The sequence below is a fragment of the Pseudomonas sp. FG36 genome, from assembly GCF_057809275.1.
This window is the reverse complement of the sequence record NZ_JBMDJQ010000003.1, coordinates 69,208-90,630: the sequence shown is the minus strand read 5'-3', so window position 1 is coordinate 90,630 and position 21,423 is coordinate 69,208. Positions and strand designations below refer to the sequence as shown.

Annotated in this window: 14 protein-coding genes and 1 pseudogene; 11 read left to right on the top strand and 4 right to left on the bottom strand. The window is 66.6% G+C overall.

Annotated features, from left to right (window positions below):
• Window positions 1–325 precede the first annotated feature (325 nt).
• Entirely contained in the window at window positions 326–6,172 is a 5,847-nt protein-coding gene (gene mnxG, locus ACODS9_RS04300) for a manganese-oxidizing multicopper oxidase MnxG (RefSeq protein ID WP_489093319.1), read from the bottom strand.
• A gap of 698 nt (window positions 6,173–6,870) precedes the next feature.
• Here mnxG and ACODS9_RS04295 point away from each other — a divergent pair.
• The 10 genes from ACODS9_RS04295 to ACODS9_RS04250 all read left to right on the top strand — a co-directional run bounded on the left by ACODS9_RS04295 (window position 6,871) and on the right by ACODS9_RS04250 (window position 18,519).
• Window positions 6,871–7,932: a 3-deoxy-7-phosphoheptulonate synthase gene (locus ACODS9_RS04295; RefSeq protein ID WP_111532822.1), complete on the top strand. Its 1,062-nt coding sequence runs from the start codon at window positions 6,871–6,873 to the stop codon at window positions 7,930–7,932.
• Window positions 7,933–8,011: 79 nt separating this feature from the next.
• The gene (locus ACODS9_RS04290) at window positions 8,012–8,293 is read left to right on the top strand and encodes a peptidylprolyl isomerase (RefSeq protein ID WP_094009975.1); all 282 of its coding nucleotides are present in this window, start codon (window positions 8,012–8,014) and stop codon (window positions 8,291–8,293) included.
• An 81-nt stretch (window positions 8,294–8,374) separates the two neighbouring features.
• Window positions 8,375–10,216 (top strand): extracellular solute-binding protein, encoded by a 1,842-nt coding sequence (locus ACODS9_RS04285; RefSeq protein WP_489093425.1) that lies wholly within the window; start codon window positions 8,375–8,377, stop codon window positions 10,214–10,216.
• Window positions 10,213–11,271 carry a microcin C ABC transporter permease YejB gene (locus tag ACODS9_RS04280; RefSeq protein ID WP_038706175.1) on the top strand — a complete coding sequence of 353 codons (1,059 nt, stop codon included), beginning with the start codon at window positions 10,213–10,215 and terminating at the stop codon, window positions 11,269–11,271. The genes ACODS9_RS04285 and ACODS9_RS04280 overlap by 4 nt, the downstream gene beginning before the upstream one ends.
• Window positions 11,271–12,287, top strand: coding sequence for an ABC transporter permease (locus tag ACODS9_RS04275; RefSeq protein WP_401108484.1), 1,017 nt, complete (start codon window positions 11,271–11,273; stop codon window positions 12,285–12,287). The genes ACODS9_RS04280 and ACODS9_RS04275 overlap by 1 nt, the downstream gene beginning before the upstream one ends.
• Window positions 12,288–12,327: 40 nt before the next feature.
• Window positions 12,328–13,713 carry a sigma-54 interaction domain-containing protein gene (locus ACODS9_RS04270; protein WP_401108482.1) on the top strand — a complete coding sequence of 462 codons (1,386 nt, stop codon included), beginning with the start codon at window positions 12,328–12,330 and terminating at the stop codon, window positions 13,711–13,713.
• Window positions 13,714–13,978: 265 nt separating this feature from the next.
• A complete protein-coding gene (locus tag ACODS9_RS04265; RefSeq protein ID WP_489093318.1) occupies window positions 13,979–15,370 on the top strand; it encodes a GntP family permease in 1,392 nt (463 codons plus the stop codon).
• An 11-nt stretch (window positions 15,371–15,381) separates the two neighbouring features.
• A complete protein-coding gene (gene hbdH, locus ACODS9_RS04260; protein WP_489093317.1) occupies window positions 15,382–16,152 on the top strand; it encodes a 3-hydroxybutyrate dehydrogenase in 771 nt (256 codons plus the stop codon).
• Between the two features lie 89 nt (window positions 16,153–16,241).
• Window positions 16,242–18,191, top strand: a complete 1,950-nt coding sequence (locus tag ACODS9_RS04255) for an acetoacetate--CoA ligase (RefSeq protein WP_489093316.1) — start codon at window positions 16,242–16,244, stop codon at window positions 18,189–18,191.
• Between the two features lie 52 nt (window positions 18,192–18,243).
• A complete protein-coding gene (locus tag ACODS9_RS04250; RefSeq protein ID WP_013972552.1) occupies window positions 18,244–18,519 on the top strand; it encodes a peptidylprolyl isomerase in 276 nt (91 codons plus the stop codon).
• Here the strand turns inward: ACODS9_RS04250 and ACODS9_RS04245 are convergent.
• The 3 genes and pseudogenes from ACODS9_RS04245 to ACODS9_RS04235 form a co-directional block, all read right to left on the bottom strand.
• Entirely contained in the window at window positions 18,507–18,947 is a 441-nt protein-coding gene (locus ACODS9_RS04245; protein ID WP_258601199.1) for a CZB domain-containing protein, read from the bottom strand. The two genes, ACODS9_RS04250 and ACODS9_RS04245, sit on opposite strands and share 13 nt — an antisense overlap.
• Before the next feature lie 54 nt (window positions 18,948–19,001).
• A pseudogene (locus ACODS9_RS04240) lies at window positions 19,002–19,289 on the bottom strand (methyl-accepting chemotaxis protein); the annotation flags it as partial.
• Between the two features lie 475 nt (window positions 19,290–19,764).
• Window positions 19,765–20,388 (bottom strand): LysE family translocator, encoded by a 624-nt coding sequence (locus ACODS9_RS04235; RefSeq protein ID WP_198755070.1) that lies wholly within the window; start codon window positions 20,386–20,388, stop codon window positions 19,765–19,767.
• Window positions 20,389–20,523: 135 nt separating this feature from the next.
• Here ACODS9_RS04235 and ACODS9_RS04230 point away from each other — a divergent pair, with 135 nt between their 5' ends.
• Window positions 20,524–21,342: an AraC family transcriptional regulator gene (locus ACODS9_RS04230; protein WP_401108471.1), complete on the top strand. Its 819-nt coding sequence runs from the start codon at window positions 20,524–20,526 to the stop codon at window positions 21,340–21,342.
• Window positions 21,343–21,423: the final 81 nt, after the last annotated feature.

The window sequence follows — 21,423 nt, the reverse complement described above, 5'->3', positions numbered from 1 at the left end:
GGGATGGCGCACGTGGAGGGACATGTGGCGAACACGGGCGCATGGCCCGTCATATCGACGATTCCAGACTGCGTGACCAATTGAAACCTCACCATCCTTATGGGGGCATGCAAGGGCCACGAGCGTTGAGCCTGGGTGGTCCCTTCGGCTGCGGTACCGATGACCTGTGGGCCGTCGGCTTTCCAGTTGCGCCGGGCTCCTGGCCCCGGGCGCTGGCAGATGATAACCATGAGGGTCCACAGCTAGGCAACAAAAACAGAAAGTTTAATGCTTGTGTGTTTACCTGGCGGCCTTCCTACTTCCCGGTCAGGCCGCCAGGCCCCCTTCACTGCGCAGGCGCCACCGCCGGCGGTGGCTCGTTGGTCACCCGCAGGATCCCCCACAGCCCCGAGGCATTGCCGTACGCCGCATAGTCGCGGAACAGGTAGTCCCCCGGCACGGCGTTGGCGCCCCCGGCACTGGGCAGCATGAAGCTGAAGTGCGCCGCCGGCAGCACGCTTTCCTGCGCGCCCACATACATCGCCATCGGGTTGTAGCCGTAGCGCACCGAGCCGATGCCCGGCAGGCCCATGGGGTAGCCGTTCACGTCGTTCTTCTCGGGCTGGTAGTTGTGCAGCGGCCACAGGTGCCCATCGAGCTGGTAGGTGATGCCGCGGCTGCCACCGCTGGGCATCAGTACGTGGCTGCGCGCCGGCTGGCCGGGCTTGGCCCAGAGTACCGGGGTCTGCGGATCGCCGCCGACCAGGACATTGCTGTAGGCCATGTGGGCATTGGGCACATCGGCGAAGCCAAAGCCATCGGCATGGCCGAACGGCGCGTCCGGCGCCAGGCCGAAGCGCAGCCACAGCGGCTCGGTCTTGTAGTTCATCGCCATGTTGCCGTTGTCCTTCGGATCGCCGGGCACGCCGTTGCCCTCGGTGGCGATGCCCTCCACCGGCCGGCCATCGGCCCAGCGCATGTTCAGCGAGCGCTGCCACACGGTGACGAAGTCGCGGTAGTCGGGCTGGCCGCTGACCTTCACCGTCGCCTGGGCGCGGCTGGCGGTGTCCTCGGTCCAGGTCGCGCTTTGCGGCAACACGCTCATGGCGCCCACCAGGCCTTTCTGCGGCTGCTTGATGACATCCGCCGGGGTCAGGTTGAGGCCGCCGAACTCGATGGCCGTGGTGTTGATGTTGTCCACGGTGCGGCCCAGTTGCAGCACCGGCTTGCCTTCACGCTCCAGGTGCCCGGCGTAGTACTGGTACACCCGGTTCGGGTAGGCGCCGCTGCTGCCGGTGCGCGGCGGCACGGTCTGCACCGGGTTGAGGCCAACGTTGACGCCGTCCGACTTGGTGATGTCGTAGGCCAGCAGCTGCGCATGCAGGCCGACGTGGCTGGACGGGCGCATCAGGTTGTTGTTGAACGCCGTGGAGCCCTCGCCGCCGGCGCGGTCGCGCTTGACCACGTTCTGCATCACCGCGCTGCTGGGCAGGTCGGGCATCATCAGCGGCAGGCGGTTTTCCAGGGTGATGCTGATGCAGTCGCCGGCGTTGGCGCGCAGCACCAGCGGCTCGACCGGAACGCCGGCCTTGAGCTTGCCGGTGCTCGCGTCGAGGTCGGCCTTGCGCACGTAGAGCACTGCGGTCGGATCGTGCAGCGGCGAACTGTGCCCGCCCACGGTGAAGGTCGCGCCATCCTCCTCGTCGGTGACCGTGGCCATGGGGATATCGACCTTGCGGCTGTTGAACACCAGAGTGCCGCCATTGGCCTTGAGCGCGCCACCGACGTGCTGGCCGATGCCGGCCGGGTCATTGATGCTGACCCCGTGGCGGTTCTCGAGAATGTCGTTGGCCAGGGCCGCGACGATCTCGTAGCTGCGCTTGACCGTCGGCCGCGTGCCGATGCCATTGGCGTTGGCCGTGGTCTTCGGACAGATGCCGTCGAAATTGACGGTGTTGCGCATGGCCACCGGCTGCGGATTGTTCGGCAGGGCGAACAGGTCGGCGCGTTGCGCGGTGTAGTTGCGCATGATGCCCCAGATGCCGTTCCAGTAGCCTTCCAGCGCCGCATCTAGCGAGTACAGGTAGTCGCCGTTTGTGGCGGCGGAGCTGGAGATCATCGACACCGGCGCCATGAACCCGAGCTGCTCGGAGATGCCCACCATCTGCGACGACTTCCACCCCGAGTTGGAGCTGTTGCCGAAGCCTGAGCCGTTCTGCAGCCATTTCACGCCGTGCAGGGTGACGTTGTGTTCCTCCTCATGGCCGCCGGCATGCATGCGCAGGCGCACGTTGTCACCGGAATAGGTGCGCAGCAGCGGTGTGAACGGGTCACCCGGCTCGCTGCCCTTGTTGACGTGCGGCGGGAACAGCGTGGTGCCGCCGGTGGGGCCGGTGGCCTGGGTGATCGCCGAAGGCGCCAGGTTCATCGCCGGGATGGCGCGGTCGGTGCGGCTCTGCATGGCGTAGGCCAGGTCGCCGCCGAGGCCGTCGGCCTGCATGCCGCGCTTGCCGTCCGGGCCGACCTTGTTCGGGTCGAACACGCGCAGGGCCAGCGGTTCGTTGCGGTAGTTGACGACGAACATGCCGGGGTCATCCACCGAGATCGCCTGCGGGCACGGCCGGGTCGGGCAGCCCGGGCTCAGCCCGCCACGGGACTCGACCACCGACTCGAGCAGCGTCGAGGCCTTTTGCCGCACGGGCGGGTTGATGGCGTAGCGGAAGCTGTCGGCGGTGGCCGGATAGGCCTGGCCGTCCGGCACGCCATTGGGGCCGGCGCCGACATACACGCCAGCTTCATAGGCATGCTGGAAGTCGCTGTACTCGAGGAAGAACTCGCGGTAGCTGTCGTTCTTGCCGTCGCCGTCGTGGTCGCCGGTCTGGATCACCGCCTGCCACGAGGTCGGGCCGCCATCCTGGCGGGTCGCCGGGTTGTACAGCTGTTCGCCGGTCTCGGCGTGGTACCAGGTAGAGCCTGCGGGCTCGGCCAGCACAGTGGCGTACAGCCCGAGCTGCTGGTGGGTCGATGGGCCGAGGTGGTCATGGGTGAAGATGGTGCCCAGGCCACGGTCGACATTGTGCACGTTCACCAGGGGGTCGGCGAACCAGCGTTGCATTGCGCTGCGCGCGCCGAGCCAGTCGGCCCGGCCGAAGCGTCCGAAGTACGGATGCTGCTTGGCTTTCGGGCAGGCGGCGGTGCCGTCGCGGGTATCGCCTTCGGTGCAGTTGTTGAAGCTGCGAATGGCGTGCACGCGCTCGACCACGCTGCCGGGCGAGAGGATGCCGTCCTCGTAGTTCCAGCCGTTGGCCGAGCCGTCGGCGGCGGTCAGGTCCCATTTGGGCAGGTGGATATGCTGGCCGATCACGTCGGTCGGGGTACGTACCTGGTAGTCGTCCATCTCGTAGAACGACGGGATCAGGTTGGTGTGCACGTACTGGGTGCAGTCGAAGGTATTCATGCGCATCACCAAGGGCTCTGGCGGGCGCTGCTTGGTGATCACCGGCCAGGCGTCTTCCCACAGGGCGAGGATACGCGCCTGCGGGAAGTGGTAGCCGACCTTGTTGTACACCGCGTCGAACTGGATGTTGGCCGCCTTGTAGATACGCGGCCGGTCGGCGGTGAAGGTGGACGAACCGCGGAAACTCATGCCGGTGAGGTTTTCACCGCTGAAGAACTCGCCGACACCCGAAGACTGGGTCAGGCGCTTGCCTCGGTCGTCCATGCACGGCTCATAGTACGGCGCGCCCGCCGTCGGCAAGGCGCCGTTGGTGCGGAAGGCCTTGGCCACCGGCGCGCCGCCCGGGATCAGGGCGAAGCTTTGGTGCTCGGCCTTGGCGTGGAACTGCATGGCCGCCTGTTCGACCTCGGTGCCCTCTTCAGGCAGGTAGATCGGCTTGGCCTTGTGCACCACCTTGGAGAAGTCCAGCTTGGTGGTGGTGGTCACGGCGTCGCCACCGGCAGACACGCCGTCGAGGGTGTGCCGGCCAAGGCCGCCGTCCCAACCGTCGACCTGGTTGGGATCGAGGTTGGCCCACAGCGCCTTGCCGCTGTCCTTGAGCTGCCGGGCCAGGGCCGGGTCGAGCATGTCCAGCGGCGGAGTCGGCGGACGCTGGCCGACGCTGCTTTCCATGCCACCGATCCAGAACGGGTAGCCGGGGTTTTTCAGGCTGCCGTCGGCGTTGCGATTGGTCTCGCTGCGATCGACCAGCGCGAGGGAGCCAACCGCACGTGGCGTGGCGGGCTCGTCGGGGTGATCGTCGCCCTCCTCTTCTTCGTCATCGCCATGTTCGGAGACCAGGGTTTCGGCCAGCTTGGGCACTACCGTGACCTTGCCCGGCATCGGCGCCATGGCCTTGCCCGGCAACGGCACGATGGCCGGGATCGGCGTGCCGGCAATGATCTCGCCGTCGGGCAGCGCCCGCGCACCCGGCGCGGGCTTGCCATTGCGCAGGGCGAACGGCGTGGTGTGGAAGCCGTTCTCGCCCTCGCCGCTGACCGCCAGGCGGGTGCCTGGCTCGAACACATCATGTACCCGCCACATGGCCCACATGCCCTGGGCGAAGTGCGGATAGAAATGGCAATGGTAGATGGCGTCGCCCGCGACCCGGTTGCGGTTGCCGGAGCCGCCGTTGGCGATTTCGTAGGTGTAGCCCACGCCCGGGCCGATGCCTTGGGCGTCGATATAGTCGGAGTTGTCATCGTTGGGGTTGAACAGCCACTGGTGCCCGTGCAGGTGGAAGATGTGCTGCTCGTGGCCATTGTGGGTGTTGCGGAACTTGGTGAAGTCACCGATGTAGCTATGGTGCACGTTGGCAGGTTCCGCCGGGTACAGGGCCATGGTCGCCTTGACCCCGGTGGCGCTGGCCGGCGGCGTTTCGCCCGGGCGGATGTTCTCCAGCCCGACGTTGGCCGGGATATCCACCAGGGTGCCGATATCACCGACAGTGTGGGCACTGAGGAAGAATTCCTCGTAGGCGCACGACAGGCAGTCGTGCATCGGCCCCACGCCAAGACGGTTGGCCACCACCTCGGCGCCCATGCCGCCGGAGCCATAGTTGATCATGAACGAGTCGCGGGTCGGCTCCAGCACGTGGCCCATGACCGGGTCGGCCCAGTAACCGGGAAAGGCTTGGGTGGCGGCGACCTCGTCGGCGAACTGCGAGGCGAAGTCGCGGAAGGCTTCCAGGCGATTGGGCAGCGCCGGGTTGCGCTTGCCGACGCTTTCCAGCGGATAGGTGCTGGCAGGGAAGCTGCCGTCGGGGTTGGGGCCCATGACGATGGCGTCGGTCTCGCTGCTCTGGATCTCGTTGCCGTCGACCATGGCGATGATCGGCTTGCCGGCCTTGCCCTCGGCGATCCACGGCTCGACGTTGGGGTAGCGTGCCTGGTAGTCGATGACCGGCTGACCGGTGGCCGTGCGGCCGGTGGTGGCCAGGCGCATCTCTTCCTCGGTCAGGGTGTTGCGGTAGGTGCGCCCGGCCTTGGGCACCACCACCACCTGGCCGAACAGGCCGTTGGCGACGTTACCGCCGCCGCCCTGCCCGCCGAAGGTCGCACCCAGGCTGGTAACGGCGAAGGCGCCTTCGCGCTCGGCGTACAGGGTGTAGCTGCGGGTGCCGCCCGGGGCGACCAGGAAGTTGCCATTGCGCCCGGTGTTGGCGGCGATGTCGCCGATGCTGTTGACCGCCTGCAGGCCATTGACCTGGAAACCCACATGGCGATCGGTAACCTGCTCGTCGGCGACGAAGTGCTCGTTGCCCTCGTTCTCGACCTCGGCGCCCTCTTCTTCCTCGCCTTCGACTTCGTTCTCGTCGTGATCGATGCCGTGCTTGTTGGGGTTGGCCTGGTAGGCCAGCAGGTTGCTCAGGTTGACCGTCAGGCAGTCGCCGGCGGCCACCCGCAGCACGATCGGCCGCGGGCGCTTGTCCGGGCGCAGGGTGACCTTGCCCGGCACCGCCGCACCGCCCTTGCTCAGGGGCACATGGTGCTCGTCCACCACGTCCTGGCGCAGGGCGAACATCATGCCGTTGGCGTTCTGCGCGCCAAGGCGGTTGAACATCAGTGGCTGATCCAGCGCCACCACGTTGGCCACCAGCGTGCGCTGGCACTGCACGGCGGCCTCGCTGGAGACCTGCCAGCCCAGCAGGGCCAGCAGGAAGGTGGAAAGGACCGGGCCTTTGCGAGGGGTCGACATGGGGCACCTCCGGGGACACAGGGATACTGCGAAGGAGGTGAGCAAGGCTTATGCCATGAATTTAGTCGTTGTTAATCAGATGCTTGCGAGATGGAGAAGGATGAACTGGGCGTTTTCCCCCTTAATTGGGGGCCGCATGGGAGCGCAGACTGAAGGGCTGAAGCCGGGTCAATCGCCTCGATAGCATTTAGTGATTGAACGCCAACGCAAAGGTGCAGTAAGCTCGGTCCCAATCACTGGAGAGCAACATGTCGAAACAAACCCGCAACCACGCCAACCACACCGGTCGCTCCGCGCACCGCGTGCTGGCCGTTGCCGGTCGTAACGCCGTTGCCAGCTTTTATTTTGGGTATTGGTTTAGCCACTAGGCGCCGATTACCCATCCGGCGCCCACCTTCGAGGGGCCGCCGAACATGAGAATACTCAAACCCCCGGTCGGCTCCCCGACCGGGGGTTTTGCTTTTCCGGGCCCACGAAACATACCGATTACCTTGAGGACAGCGTCATGAACCACACCACCTACTACCGCACCTATGCATGGCGATTTAGCCAGTTCCGTTCGGGCCAGCCTGCCGCCTCCGTTCGGTCGATTTCCGGTGGCAATGCCGCACAGACACCCCATTTGACGATCAGTCGAACACCTCGATAGGGCCGACCGCGCGGGCCAGAACCCGCCGTCCGCCCAGGGAAAAAACGCCATGCAAGCCTCGAACCTCGCCCTGCCCCTGACCCAGCCGCACGCTGCCAACACCACCGTCAGCCAGCGCCTGCCCAGCCCGCACCTGCTCAAGCAGCAGATGCCGCTGTCCAGCGAACTCACCCAGCAAGTCCATGCCCAGCGCCAGGCGATCCGCGCCATTCTCGAAGGCCGCGACGAACGCCTGCTGGTGGTGGTCGGCCCCTGTTCGATCCATGACCCGCGCTCGGCCCTCGAGTACGCCGACCGCCTGGCCGCGCTCAGCCGCGAGGTCGACGACAAGCTGCTGCTGGTGATGCGCGCCTACGTGGAAAAACCGCGCACCACCGTGGGCTGGAAAGGCCTGGCCTACGATCCGCACCTCGACGGCAGCGATGACATGCACGCCGGCATTGCTCTGTCCCGAGGCCTGATGCTGGGCATGCTCGAACGCGGCCTGCCGATCGCCACCGAGCTGCTGCAGCCGATGGCCGCCGGCTACTTCGACGACCTGCTGGGCTGGGCCGCCATCGGCGCGCGCACCACCGAGTCGCAGATTCACCGCGAGATGGTCAGTGGCCTGGAACTGCCGGTCGGTTTCAAGAACGGTACAGACGGTGGTATCGGCATCGCCTGCGACGCCATGCGCAGCGCCGCCCACCCGCACCGTCACTTCGGCATGGACACGCAGGGGCATCCGGCGATCATCGAGACCCTGGGCAACCCCGACACCCACCTGGTGCTGCGCGGCGGGCACAAGGGCCCGAACTACGACGCCCAGAGCGTCGCCCTGGCGCGCCAGGGCCTGGCCAAGGCAGGTCTGGCGCCACGCATCATGGTCGACTGCAGCCACGCCAACAGCGGCAAGGACCCGGCGCGCCAGCCGGCGGTGTTCGAGGACGTGCTGGCCCAGCGTCTGGGCGGTGACCGCTCGCTGGTCGGGGTGATGCTCGAGGGCCACCTGTTCGACGGCTGCCAGGCCCTGGGCAAAGGCGCGCTGAAGTACGGCGTGTCGATCACCGACGGCTGCCTGGGCTGGGACGCGACCGAGGCGCTGCTACGCGACGCCGCCGCGCGCCTGTGAGTCTCTGCGGCAAGCCTGGCGAGACAGGGCACGAACAAGTGCGCTAGGCTTGCCTTTTCGAACCCAAGGAGCAGTACCCATGGCCCGAGCCACCGCCCGCCACATCCTGGTTGCCAGCGAAGACAAGTGCAACGAACTCAAAGCGCAGATCGAAGCTGGCGCCGACTTCGCCGAAGTCGCCAAGGCCAACTCCACCTGCCCATCCAGCCGCCAGGGCGGTGACCTGGGCTCGTTCGGCCCGGGCCAGATGGTTCGCGAGTTCGATACCGTGGTCTTCAGCGCGCCGCTGAACGTCGTCCAGGGCCCGGTGAAGACCCAGTTCGGCTACCACCTGCTGGAAGTGACCAGCCGCCAGGACTGATCCGGCATTGCCGTGCTCGTTCCTGTAGGAGCGAACGTTGTGGGAGCGGGCTTGCCCCGCACCCACAAAAGCCGTTTCGACATGATCATGCGCTGTGTGGTTGCAAGTTGCGTGTGCCTGATCCTGCCGTTTTCACTACAGGCCGCCCCCACCCACGCCCTCACCGTCTACGGTGAAGCCCCCCGCTATCGCGCGAACTTCCACCACTTCGACTACGTCAACCCTTGCGCCCCCAAGGGCGGCAGCCTGCGCCGCTCGGCCATCGAGATCGGCCAGTTCGACCATATCCTGCCCTATATCGACAAAGGCATCGGCGTCAGCCAGGTAGATGGCTGGCTGTACGCGCCGCTGGCCATGCGTTCGCTCGACGAGCCCTACACCGTCTACGGCCTGATCGCCCAGCGCCTGGAGCGTGGCCCCGACGACGCCTGGTTGCGCTTCTACCTCGACCCGCGCGCCACCTTCGCCGACGGCAAGCCGGTGCGCGCCGAGGACGTACGCTTCAGCTACGACCTGCTGATGAGCCAGGGCAGCCTCAAGTTCCGCACCCAGTTTGCCGATGTCGCCGGGGTCACCGTCGAAGGCCCGCGCCAGGTGCGCTTCGACTTCAAGCAGCCCCATGGCCGCACCCTGCCGCTGGAGCTGGCCGGCCTGCCGGTGCTGCCCGAGCATGACTGGCACAAGCGCGACTTCGCCAACGGCGCCGGCTTCGACAAGCCCGTGGGCAGCGGCCCTTATCGCATCGGCAGGATCGACAACGGCCGCAGCATCACCTTCGAGCGCGATGCGAACTGGTGGGCGCGGGACCTGCCGGTCGCCCGCGGGCTGTACAACTTCGCCCGCATTAGCGTCGAATTCTTCGGCGACACCGAAGTGGCCCGCCAGGTACTCAAGGGCGGTGGCTACGACTACAACCGCGAGTACTCCGCCACCGCCTACACCCTCGGCTACAACGGCGCGGCGCTGGATGACGGGCGCCTGCGCCGTGCCCACCTGGGCCCGGCCAAGCCGCAGATCGCCCAGGGCTTCGTGTTCAACCTGGACCAGCCGCAGTTCAAGGACCGCCGCGTGCGCCAGGCTCTCGCCATGCTCTGGGATTTCGAGTGGAGCAACCGGCAGATGATGCGCAACATGTACATCCGCCAGCAGAGCCTGTACGCCAACACGCCGCTGGCCGCCCGCGCCCTGCCCGACGCCGAGGAACTCAAGCTGCTCGAGCCGCTGCGCGGCCAGGTGCCGGATGAAGTGTTCAGCCAGGTGTTCAGTGCGCCGGTCACGGACGGCTCCGGCATCATCCGCCAGCAGCAGCTGCAGGCCCTGGCCTTGCTGCAGGACGCTGGCTGGCATCCCCAGGGCGATCGCCTGGTCAACGCCCAGGGCCAGCCGCTGAGCTTCACCTTCCTCAATGGCCAGTCGGGCCTGGAGCGCCTGCTGCTGCCGTGGAAGCGCAACCTGGCGCAGATCGGCGTCGAGCTGAACATCCGCAACGTCGACGCCGCCCAGTACGTCAACCGCGTGATGGCCCGCGACTACGACATGATCGTCACCGGCTACCCGGTGACCCTGTCGCCGGGCAGCGAGCAGTACAACTACTTCGGTTCCGCAGCGGCCAACGACCCCGGCTCGAACAACCTGATGGTGCTCAAGGACCCGGCGGTGGACCGCCTGCTCGACGGCCTTGTACGCGCCAACAGCCAGGCCGACATGCTGCGCCACGCCCGCGCCCTGGACCGAGTGCTGCAATGGAACTACTACTGGATCCCCAACTACTACCCGCCTGGCAGCTCGACGGTGTGGTGGAACCGCTTCGGCCTGCCCAAGGTGCAGGCGGCCTATGACGAAGGCCTGGACACCTGGTGGGAAGTCAGCCCACGGGCACTGACCACCCAGCAGATGGCCGAGCGCCTGGGGAATGCGCCATGACTACCTACATCCTGCGCCGCCTGCTGCTGATCATCCCCACCCTGCTGGCGATCCTGCTGGTGAACTTCGCCATCGTCCAGGCCGCGCCCGGCGGGCCGGTGGAACAGGCCGTGGCGCGCCTGCAGGGTATCGGCGGCGGCGCGCCTGGTGCACGGGTCGAGGCGGTGCAAGGCGGGTCCCGCGCCACCCGTGGGCTGGATCCCAAGCTGATCGAGGAGATCAAGCGCCAGTACGGCTTCGACAAGTCCGCGCCCGAACGGCTGTGGCTGATGCTCGGCCAATATGCCCGGCTGGACTTCGGCCAGAGCTTCTTCCGCGGCGCCAAGGTCACCGATTTGATCGTGCAGAAACTGCCAGTGACCCTGTCGCTGGGCTTCTGGGCAACGCTGATCACCTACCTGGTGTCGATCCCGCTGGGCATCCGCAAGGCGGTGCGTCATGGCAGCCGCTTCGATGCCTGGAGCAGCGCGCTGATCGTGATCGGTTACGCACTGCCCTCGTTCCTGTTCGCCCTGTTGCTGATCGTGCTGTTCGCCGGCGGCACCTCGCTCAACTGGTTCCCGGTGCGCGGCCTGGTCTCCGACGATTTCGACCAGCTCAGCCTGCTGGGTAAGGTCGCCGACTACTTCTGGCACCTGGTGCTGCCGGTCGGCGCCCTGGTGATCGGCGGCTTCGCCACCCTGACCCTGCTGACCAAGAACGCCTTCCTCGACGAGATCGCCCGCCAGTACGTGGTCACTGCCCGCGCCAAGGGCCTGAGCGAACGGCGCGTGTTATACGGCCATGTGCTGCGCAACGCCATGTTGCTGGTGGTGGCCGGGCTGCCCCAGGCGCTGATCACGGTGTTCTTCGCCGGCTCCCTGCTGATCGAGGTGATCTTCTCCCTCGACGGCCTCGGGCGCATGAGCTACGAGGCGGCGGTGTCGCGGGACTACCCGGTGGTGTTCGGCACCCTGTTCATCTTTACCCTGGCCGGGCTGTTGATCCGCCTGCTAGGCGACCTGTGCTACACGGTGCTCGACCCGCGCATCGACTTCGACGCGAGGGGCCGCTGATGTTCTCGCCCATCGCCCGACGCCGGCTGCGCCGCTTTCGCGACAACCGCCGCGGCTGGATCTCGCTGTGGCTGTTCGCCGGGCTGTTGCTGCTGAGCCTGGGGGCGGAACTGGTGGCCAATGACAAGCCCTTGCTGCTCGGCTACCAGGGCGAGCTGTACACCCCGGCGCTCAAGCGCTACACCGAGCAGCAGTTCGGCGGGCAACTGCCGTTCCAGCCCGACTATCGCAGCCAATACGTGCGCCAGCTGATCGAGGGCCACGGCGGCTGGATGCTCTTCGCGCCGATCCCGTTCAGCGCCGACACGCCCAACTACGACCTGCAGGTGCCCACCCCCAGCCCGCCCAGCACGAGCAACTGGCTTGGTACCGACGACCAGGGCCGCGACGTGCTGGCGCGGGTGCTGTACGGCACGCGGGTCTCGCTACTGTTCGCCTTCGCCCTGACCCTGCTCAGCGTGCTGATAGGCGTCACGGCCGGCGCCCTGCAGGGCTACCACGGCGGCTGGGTCGACCTGCTCGGCCAGCGCCTGCTGGAGGTGTGGTCGGGGCTGCCGGTGCTGTACCTGCTGATCATCCTGTCGGGGTTCGTCGAGCCGGATTTCTGGTGGTTGCTGGGGATCATGGCGCTGTTCTCCTGGCTGACCCTGGTGGATGTGGTGCGCGCCGAGTTCCTTCGTGGGCGCAACCTGGAATACGTCAAGGCCGCCCGCGCACTGGGGCTTTCCGATACCCAGGTGATGCTGCGGCATATCCTGCCCAACGCCCTCAACGCGACCCTGACCTACGTGCCGTTCATGCTCACCGGGGCGATCACCACCCTGACCGCGCTGGACTTCCTCGGCTTCGGCATGCCCGCCGGCAGCGCCTCGCTGGGCGAGCTGGTGACCCAGGGCAAGCAGCACCTCGAGGCGCCGTGGCTGGGCTTCACCGCATTCTTTGCCCTGGCGCTGATCCTGTCGTTGCTGGTATTCATCGGCGATGCGCTGCGCGAGGCATTTGATCCTCGCAGGTGATCGCCTGTAGCGCCCTCACATCCAACCGCTGGACCAATGCATGCACGACAACCTCAAGGACTACCCCCAGGTCCGCCAACTGGCCATCCGCTCGCTGTTCGAGATCATCGAGCAGTCCAGCGAAGGCACGGTGATCGTCGACCGCCAGGCGCGCATCGTCTGGATGAACGAGCGCTATGCCCGCCGCTTCGGCCTGGAGGACGCCGCCAGCGCCATCGGCAAACCGTGCGAGACGGTGATCCCCGGCAGCCTGATGCGCGAGGTGGTGAGCAACGGCAAGCCGATCCTGCTGGACATGCTCGACACGCCAAACGAACCGCTGGTGGTGATGCGCCTGCCGATCCACGACGACCAGGGCACGCTGATCGGCGCCATCGGCTTCGCCCTGTTCGATGAGCTGCGCAGCCTGTCGCCGCTGCTCAAGCGCTACGCCAGCATGCAGCAGGAGCTGGCTTCGACCCGCTCACAGCTGCGCGCGCGCCAGGCCCGCTACAGCTTCGCCCAGTTCGTCGGCAGCAGCCCCGCGTGCCTCGAGGCCAAGCGCCGCGCCCGGCGTGGAGCCGGCAGCGACTCGCCGGTGCTGCTGCTGGGCGAGACCGGCACCGGCAAGGAACTGCTGGCCCACGCCATCCATGCCGCCTCGGCCCGCGCGCACAAGGCCTTTGTCAGCATCAACAGCGCGGCGATCCCCGAGGCGTTGCTCGAAGCCGAGTTCTTCGGCACCGCACCGGGCGCCTTCACCGGCGCCGACCGCAAGGGGCGCAGCGGCAAGTTGCAACTGGCCGAGGGCGGCACGCTGTTCCTCGACGAGATCGGCGACATGCCGCTTGCCCTGCAAAGCAAGCTGTTGCGCGTGCTGCAGGAAAAGGAATACGAGCCGGTGGGCAGCAACCAGATGCTACGCAGCGATGTGCGGATCATCGCCGCCACCTCCATCGACCTGCAGGCGGCCATGGCCCGGGGTGCGTTCCGCGCCGACCTGTACTACCGGCTAAACGTGCTGCCGGTGCAGGTGCCGCCGCTGCGCGAACGCCTGGAGGACCTACCGGCGCTGTGCGAGGCGATCCTCGCCGAACTGGGCAGCCAGTACGAGCTGGAGGCCGAGGCCCAGGCATTGTTGGGGCGCCATGCCTGGCCGGGGAATATCCGTGAGCTGCGCAACGTGTTGGAGCGGGCGACCCTGCTGGCGGACCAGCCGCGACTGGGCGTACATGACCTGGCGAACGCGCTGGGGCCGTTGAGCCCGGTGGCATTGGCCGCACCAGCGCTGGATTACCGCCAGGCATGCGCCCAGTTCGAGCGCGGATTGATTGTCGATGCCTTGGCCCGCAGCGCCGGAAATGTACCGGAGGCGGCGCAGGCATTGGGCCTGGGACGGTCGACGCTGTACAAGAAGATGGCGATTCTGGAAATCGAGTCTCAATAAAGAGACACTAATCTCACTACCGAGATTAGTGCGAGGGCTGCGCCCTCGATCGCCGGCAAGCCGGCTCCCACAGGGGCGTACCGCGATCAACTGTGGGAGCCGGCTTGCCGGCGATGGGCCGCAACGCTGCCCCACTCTCTCAAATTCGAGACACCAATTTTGATAGAAACAATAAAAATCAATAATTTCAATAACTTAAGAAGTTGGCATAATTCCCGCTAATGGCATTCCAACCATAAAAACAACAGTTGGAGATCCCCTTAGGATGACCGTGCTCATCGCCCTGGCCGCCCTGGCCCTGCTGATGCTCGCTGCCTACCGCGGCTACAGCGTGATCCTCTTCGCGCCCATCGCCGCCCTCGGCGCGGTGCTGCTCACCGACCCCGCCGCCGTGGCCCCGGCCTTCACCGGGGTGTTCATGGAGAAAATGGTCGGCTTCATCAAGCTCTACTTCCCGGTGTTCCTGCTCGGCGCGGTCTTCGGCAAGCTGATCGAGCTGTCGGGCTTCTCGCGCTCGATCGTCGCCGCCGCCATCCGCCTGCTCGGCACCCGCCAGGCGATGCTGGTGATCGTGCTGGTCTGCGCCCTGCTCACCTACGGCGGCGTGTCGCTGTTCGTGGTGGTGTTTGCGGTGTACCCGTTCGCCGCCGAGATGTTCCGCCAGAGCGACATCCCCAAGCGGCTGATCCCGGCGACCATCGCCCTGGGCGCGTTCTCCTTCACCATGGACGCCCTGCCCGGCACCCCGCAGATCCAGAACATCATCCCCAGCACTTTCTTCAACACCACCGCCTGGGCCGCGCCCTGGCTGGGCCTGATCGGCACGTTGTTCGTGTTCTGCACCGGCATGCTCTACCTGCAACGCCAGCGCAACAAGGCCCAGCGCAAGGGCGAAGGCTATGGCAGCAACCTGCGCAACGAACCAGAGACCGCCGACGACATCGCCTTGCCCAATCCCTGGCTGGCCCTGGCGCCGCTGCTTCTGGTAGGCGTGATGAACCTGCTGTTCACCCACTGGATCCCGCAGTGGTACGGCACCAGCCACACCCTGCAACTGCCGGGCATGGCCGCACCGGTGCAGAGCGACGTGGCCAAGCTGACGGCGATCTGGGCGGTGCAGGCGGCATTGCTGGTGGGCATCCTGATGGTGCTGGTGTGCGCCTTTGGCACCATTCGCCAGCGCCTGGCCGAAGGCACCAAGAGCGCGGTGAGCGGCGCCCTGCTGGCGGCAATGAATACGGCCTCTGAATACGGCTTCGGCGCCGTGATCGCCTCGCTGCCTGGTTTCCTGGTACTGGCCGACGCCCTGCGCGGCATCCCCAACCCGCTGGTCAACGAAGCCATCACCGTCACCCTGCTGGCCGGCATCACCGGCTCTGCCTCCGGCGGCATGAGCATCGCCCTGGCAGCCATGAGCGACAGTTTCATCGCCGCAGCCAACGCCGCCAACATCCCGCTGGAGGTGCTGCACCGGGTCGCCGCCATGGCCAGCGGCGGCATGGACACCCTGCCGCACAACGGCGCGGTGATCACCTTGCTGGCGGTCACCGGGCTGACCCACCGCGAAGCCTACAAGGACATTTTCGGTATTACCCTGATCAAGACCCTGGCCGTGTTCGTGGTCATCGCCACGTTCTACGCCACCGGCATCGTATGAAGGAGAAAGGCATGACGCTCAAAGGCAAGACCGCACTGGTCACCGGTTCCACCAGCGGCATCGGCTTGGGGATTGCCCAGGTGCTGGCCGAGGCCGGCGCCGACATCCTGCTCAACGGTTTCGGCGACCCGGCCGCGGCCATCGCCGAGATCAAGCGGTACGGGGTCAAGGTCGCCCATCATCCCGCCGACCTGTCCGACGTGGCGCAAATCGAGCAGATGTTCGCCCTGGCCGAGCGCGAGTTCGGCGCGGTCGACATCCTCGTCAACAATGCCGGCATCCAGCATGTGGCGCCGGTCGAGCAGTTTCCGGTGGAGGCCTGGGACAAGATCATCGCCCTGAACCTCTCGGCGGTATTCCATGGCAGCCGCCTGGTGTTGCCGGGCATGCGCGCGCGCGGCTGGGGGCGGATCGTCAATATCGCCTCGGTGCACGGCCTGGTCGGCTCCACCGGCAAGGCCGCCTACGTGGCCGCCAAGCATGGCGTGGTGGGCCTGACCAAGGTGATCGGCCTGGAAACCGCCACCAGCAACGTCACCTGCAACGCCATCTGCCCGGGGTGGGTACTGACGCCGCTGGTGCAGAAGCAGATCGATGACCGCGCCGCCAGCGGTGGCGATGCACAGCAGGCGCAACACGACCTGCTGGCCGAGAAGCAGCCCTCCCTGGCCTTCGTCCCCCCCCGTCACCTCGGCGAACTGGTGCTGTTCCTGTGCAGCGAGGCCGGTAGCCAGGTCCGTGGCGCCGCCTGGAACGTCGATGGCGGTTGGCTCGCCCAGTAAAGGCTAGAGTGGAACAAGACAAGCCTGCTCTTGAATGGGAGCGGGCTCGCACCGCGACAAGACTCTCAGCCCTGACCGAGACTCCCGGCATGAACGACGTACTCTGGCGCCCCACCACCACCCAGATCGAAGCCAGCCGGATGGACGCCTTCCGTCGTCGCGTCAACCGGCGCTTCAACCTTCAGCTCGACGACTACGCCGCCCTGCACCGCTGGAGCGTCGAGCAGCGCCCGCAGTTCTGGCAGACCCTCGCCGAGTACTTCCATGTGCAGTGGCACACGCCGCCTTCGAGCATCCTCGAGGAAGGCGAACACATGGCCGACGCGCGCTGGTTCCGCGGCGCCACCCTGAATTTCGCCGAACATCTGCTGCAGCGCCGCGACGACCGCCCGGCCGTGGTGGCCGTGCGCGAGGACGGCAGCCGCCACAGCCTCACCCACAATCAACTGGCCGCGCAGGTCGCCGGCTTGCAGCAGGCTTTTCGCCAGGCCGGGATCGCGCCGGGTGATCGGGTCGCCGCAGTCATGCCCAACAGCTGGGAAACCCTGGTGGCCATGCTCGCCGCCACCAGCCTCGGCGCGGTCTGGTCCAGCTGCTCGCCGGACTTCGGCAGCCACGGCATCATCGATCGCTTCGGCCAGATCGCCCCCCGGCTGCTGGTGGTTTGCGCCGGTTATCAATATGCCGGCAAGGTCATCGACCAGGTGGAGAAGATCAACCAGGTCGTGGCCCAGCTACCGAGCGTCGAGCAGTTGCTGGTGGTGCCGCATACCCGGCCGCAGACCCGCGCCGATGAGTTCACCGGCAAGCCGACGACCCTGTGGGCCGATTACTTCACACCCGGCGGGACGCCGACCTTCGCCACGCTGCACTTCGACCATCCGCTGTATATCCTGTATTCCAGCGGCACCACTGGCGTGCCCAAGTGCATCGTCCACCGCGCTGGCGGCGTGCTGTTGCAGCACCTCAAGGAACACGGCCTGCACAACGACCTCAAGGCCGACGATGTGCTGTTCTACTACACCACCTGTGGCTGGATGATGTGGAACTGGCTGGCCAGCGGGCTGGCGGTCGGCGCCACCCTGGTGCTGTATGACGGCTCGCCGTTTCACCCCGGGCCCGAGCGTTTGCTCGACCTGATCGACGCCGAAGGCATCCGCGCCTTCGGCACTAGCCCCAAGTACCTCGCCGCCCTGGAGCAGGCCGCTGTGGAGCCGGCGAAATCCCATGGACTGGGCAGCCTGCGCCTGATCCTTTGCACCGGCTCGCCGTTGTCGCCCCACAGCTACGATTATGTCTACGCCAAGGTAAAGGCCGACGTATGCCTGGCCTCGATGTCCGGTGGCACCGATATCGTCGCCTGCTTCGTGGCCGGCAACCCGCTACTGCCGGTGCGCCGTGGCGAGATCGCCGGCAAGAGCCTGGGCATGGCGGTAGAAGTCTGGGATGAACAACGCCAGCCGGTCAGCGGCGCGAAAGGCGAGCTGGTCTGCGTGCACCCCTTCCCCTCGATGCCGCTCGGCTTCTGGGGCGACGCTGACGGCCAGCGCTACCGTGACGCCTACTTCAGCCAGTTCGAAGGTGTCTGGTGCCAGGGCGACTACGCCGAGCAGGTACCTGGTGGCGGGCTGATCATCCATGGCCGCTCCGACGCCGTGCTCAATCCCGGCGGCGTGCGTATCGGCACCGCCGAGATCTACCGCCAGGTGGAAAAGGTCGAGGAGGTGCTGGAGAGCGTGGCCATCGGCCAGGACTGGAATAACGATGTGCGCGTGGTGCTGTTCGTGCGCCTGCGCGACGGTCTGCAGCTCGACGAGGCGCTCAGCCTGCGTATCCGCCAGGTGATTCGCCAGTTCACCACGCCGCGCCATGTGCCGGCGGTGATCGTCCAGGTCAGCGACATCCCACGCACCCTCAGCGGCAAGCTGGTGGAGCTGGCGATCCGCGACGTGGTGCATGGCCGGCCGGTGAAGAACACCGACGCCCTGGCCAACCCCGAGGCGCTGCAGCAGTTCCGCGACCGCCCGGAGTTACGCTGAGGGCGACATCAGGCATAATGTCGCCCTTTTGCCCCGAAGCACAGGTAACCCGATGAAAGCCCAAGCCCGCCACATCCTGGTCAAGACCGCTGACGAAGCCGAAAAGCTCAAGCAGCGTATCGCCAACGGCGAGGCTTTCGACGTGCTGGCGAAGAAGTTCTCCACCTGCCCGTCCGGCAAGCGCGGCGGCGACCTGGGTGAAATACGTCCGGGCCAGATGGTCGGCGCCATCGACCAGGTGATCTTCAAGAAGCCTCTGCGGGTGGTGCACGGTCCGATCAAGAGCAAGTTCGGTTATCACCTGGTGCAGACGTTCTATCGCGACTGAGCCTCGCTCTCGCGCCGTCTCTGCAACAACGAAGGCGATTGCTCGCCACTGGCGACCACGCGCTCCAAACCCTCCTGCACGGCAAGGCTGGCACTCTCCATCTCGGCCACCGCCTTGAGCATTGCTGCCGTATCGCCGCTGGCATGGGCATCGATGGCGTCGAATGCGCAGCGGTGCACGGCGGCATGGGGCGCGTCGATATCCTTGTACCCGGCAAGATGCGCATAGTGCAGCGCCCCGTCCCCCTCGCGATACCACTTGCCCAGGCGGCAGTGGGTATGGTCGGTAAAGTCCGAGCCGCGCTCCTGCGAGACCCCGAACAGCACCTTGTAGACGCGGAACTTGTAGATCAGGTGGTCGAGCTTGGCCAGCTCGCAGAAGCTGCGCAGCGCCGACACCGATGCCGATCCTTCGGCCACCGTCGACATGTCGAGCAACTGGCGCATGGTACTGGCCGCGGACTGGCCGACACCGCTGTATGACGACGAATGCTCGGCGAGGCTGGCGATATGCCCACGGCTTTGCGCGCTGTCGGCACGAATGGCCGAGACCAGCGTGCCGATCTCGGCGGTGGCGTCGGCGGTGCGCCTGGCCAGGGTCCTGACCTCATCGGCCACCACGGCAAAGCCGCGCCCGGCATCGCCCGCCCGCGCCGCCTCGATGGCCGCGTTCAGCGCGAGCAGGTTGGTCTGGTCCGCCACCTCGCGGATGATCTCCAGCACACCGCCGACCTGCTGGGCCTGATGATCGAGCCTGCCGACCTTCTCCGACGCCTCGCCGGAGGCATCGGCCAGCTGTTCGAGATTGGTCGCGATCGCGTCGATGCTGGCCTGGTTGCTGCTGGCGATACCCTGGATGCGGATGGCGTACTGCCGTTCCTGCTCCATGCTGTGGGCGAGGCTGGCGAACGAGGTCTGGGTCATTTCCAGGGAATGCGAGAACGCCGAGAGGTTGCCGGCCAGGTGGGCGAGCACCTGGTTCTCTCGCGCCAGTTCCTCAGCCCTCGATTCCGCCTCGCGGACGCGCTGCTCCGACGCCGCCAACTGTGAACGGGAATGCTCCAGGGCGACGTTCAGCTCCTTGATCTGCGGGTCTTGCCGACCTGCCTTGCTCCACCACTTCACACCACGCTCCCGGGATAGACCCACCGCTTGTCACCCGGCGAAAAAGCTCCGGGCAGAAACATGGAAAGGTCTCAGCAAGCGCAAAGCGCGGCAATACTCAGCTGCGATGGAAAACAGCGGATCAGCGACGGGCCGCCAGCAGGCCAAGCCCCGCGCAACCCAGCAGCGAGGCGCTGACCCGGTTGAACATCCGCCGTGGCCCGGGCCGTTCAAACCAGCGCTGCAAGTACGCGCCAAGCCCGGCATAGATGGCGATGGCCGCCCACTCCAGCAACAGGAACAGCACGCCCAGGCGCAGGAACTGTTCACTGACCGGGGTAACGCTGCCCACGGTGACGAACTGCGGCAGGAACGCGGTGAAGATGAGTATTGCCTTCGGATTGCCCGCCGCCACCCAGAACTCCTGGCGCGCCAGCTTCCAGGTGCCGCGAGGCTGCTCGCCGGCCACCGCCGCCTCGCCAACCGGTGCCCGCCACAGCTGCCAGGCGATATAGAACAGGTAACCCGCGCCCAGCACCTTGATCGCCAGGAACAGGTACTCGCTGGTGTGCAGCACCACGGCCAGGCCCATCGCGGCCAGGGCGATCATGCCGCTGAAAGCGAGCAGGCGCCCGGCACCGGCCACACAGGCGGTGCGCAGGCCATAGCGGCTGGCATTGTGCAGGGATAGCAGGTTATTGGGGCCCGGCGCCATGTTCAGGGCGAAACAGGCGGGGATGAACAGCAGCAGGCTCGACAGGTCCATTCTTGTTCTCCGGCAGGGACCGGTGCAGCGTCGCGCCTGGCGGGCAGGCCCGTCAAGCACAGTGGCGCGGCAAATGGCCGTAACAACGGCCAGGCGCTAGACTGGCGCCCTCCGTCCGTCTCAAGGCACCTCGCCATGACCCGCCCGAGCAGCGAAATCTGGTACGACCCGGCCATGCCGTACGTCGAGAGCCGGCGCGCTTGCCATAGCCGCGCCTGCTACAAGGCCCATAGCCACCCCAGCTTTTCCATCGGCGCAGTGGATGCCGGCAGCAGCCGCTTCACCGGCGCCGCCAGCGGTGAGGAGCGCTTGACGCCGGGTACCCTGGTGTTCGTGCCGGCGCAGCGGGTGCATGCCTGCAACCCGCAACCGGGACAAGCCTGGAGCTACCAGATGCTGCACCTGGATGCCGAGTGGCTGCGTCAGCTACGCCTCGAATCCGGCGTTGCCGCAGGCGAGCCCGGTGCCGTGGCCCGGGTCACTCGCTCACAGGCGCTGTACCGGCAGTTCTGCGCGCTGAACAGGTTGCTGTTTTCACCGGCGGCAACCTTCGAGAAAGAGGCGGCGTTGGTGGCCTTCATCGGCGAACATGATTTCTCCATGCACCCGGCCTTGCTGCCGGCGCCACCATTGCCGCCGTCGACACTGCGCAAACTGTTGGACCACGCACAGGAGCAGGACTTGGCCGAACTGAGCCTGGAGCGCCTGGCGCGCCAAGCCGGCATGGGGCGCTACCAGTTAATACGGGCGTTCAGCGTCGCTACCGGCATGACCCCTCACGCCTGCCTGCTCAACGCGCGAGTGAACAAGGCCCGGTGTCTGTTGCGCCAGGGCCAGGCGCTGGCGGAGGTGGCCTATAACCTGGGCTTTGCCGACCAGAGCCACTTCCAGCGGGTGTTCAAGGCGCATGTCGGGGTGACACCCGGGGCCTACCGGGCGGCACTGAAGCACTGACATCACCACACAGCGGCCCCCTGCAATAATCTTCAATACTCCACCCATCACCAGCAACAGACTGCGGCTACCTCCACCAGG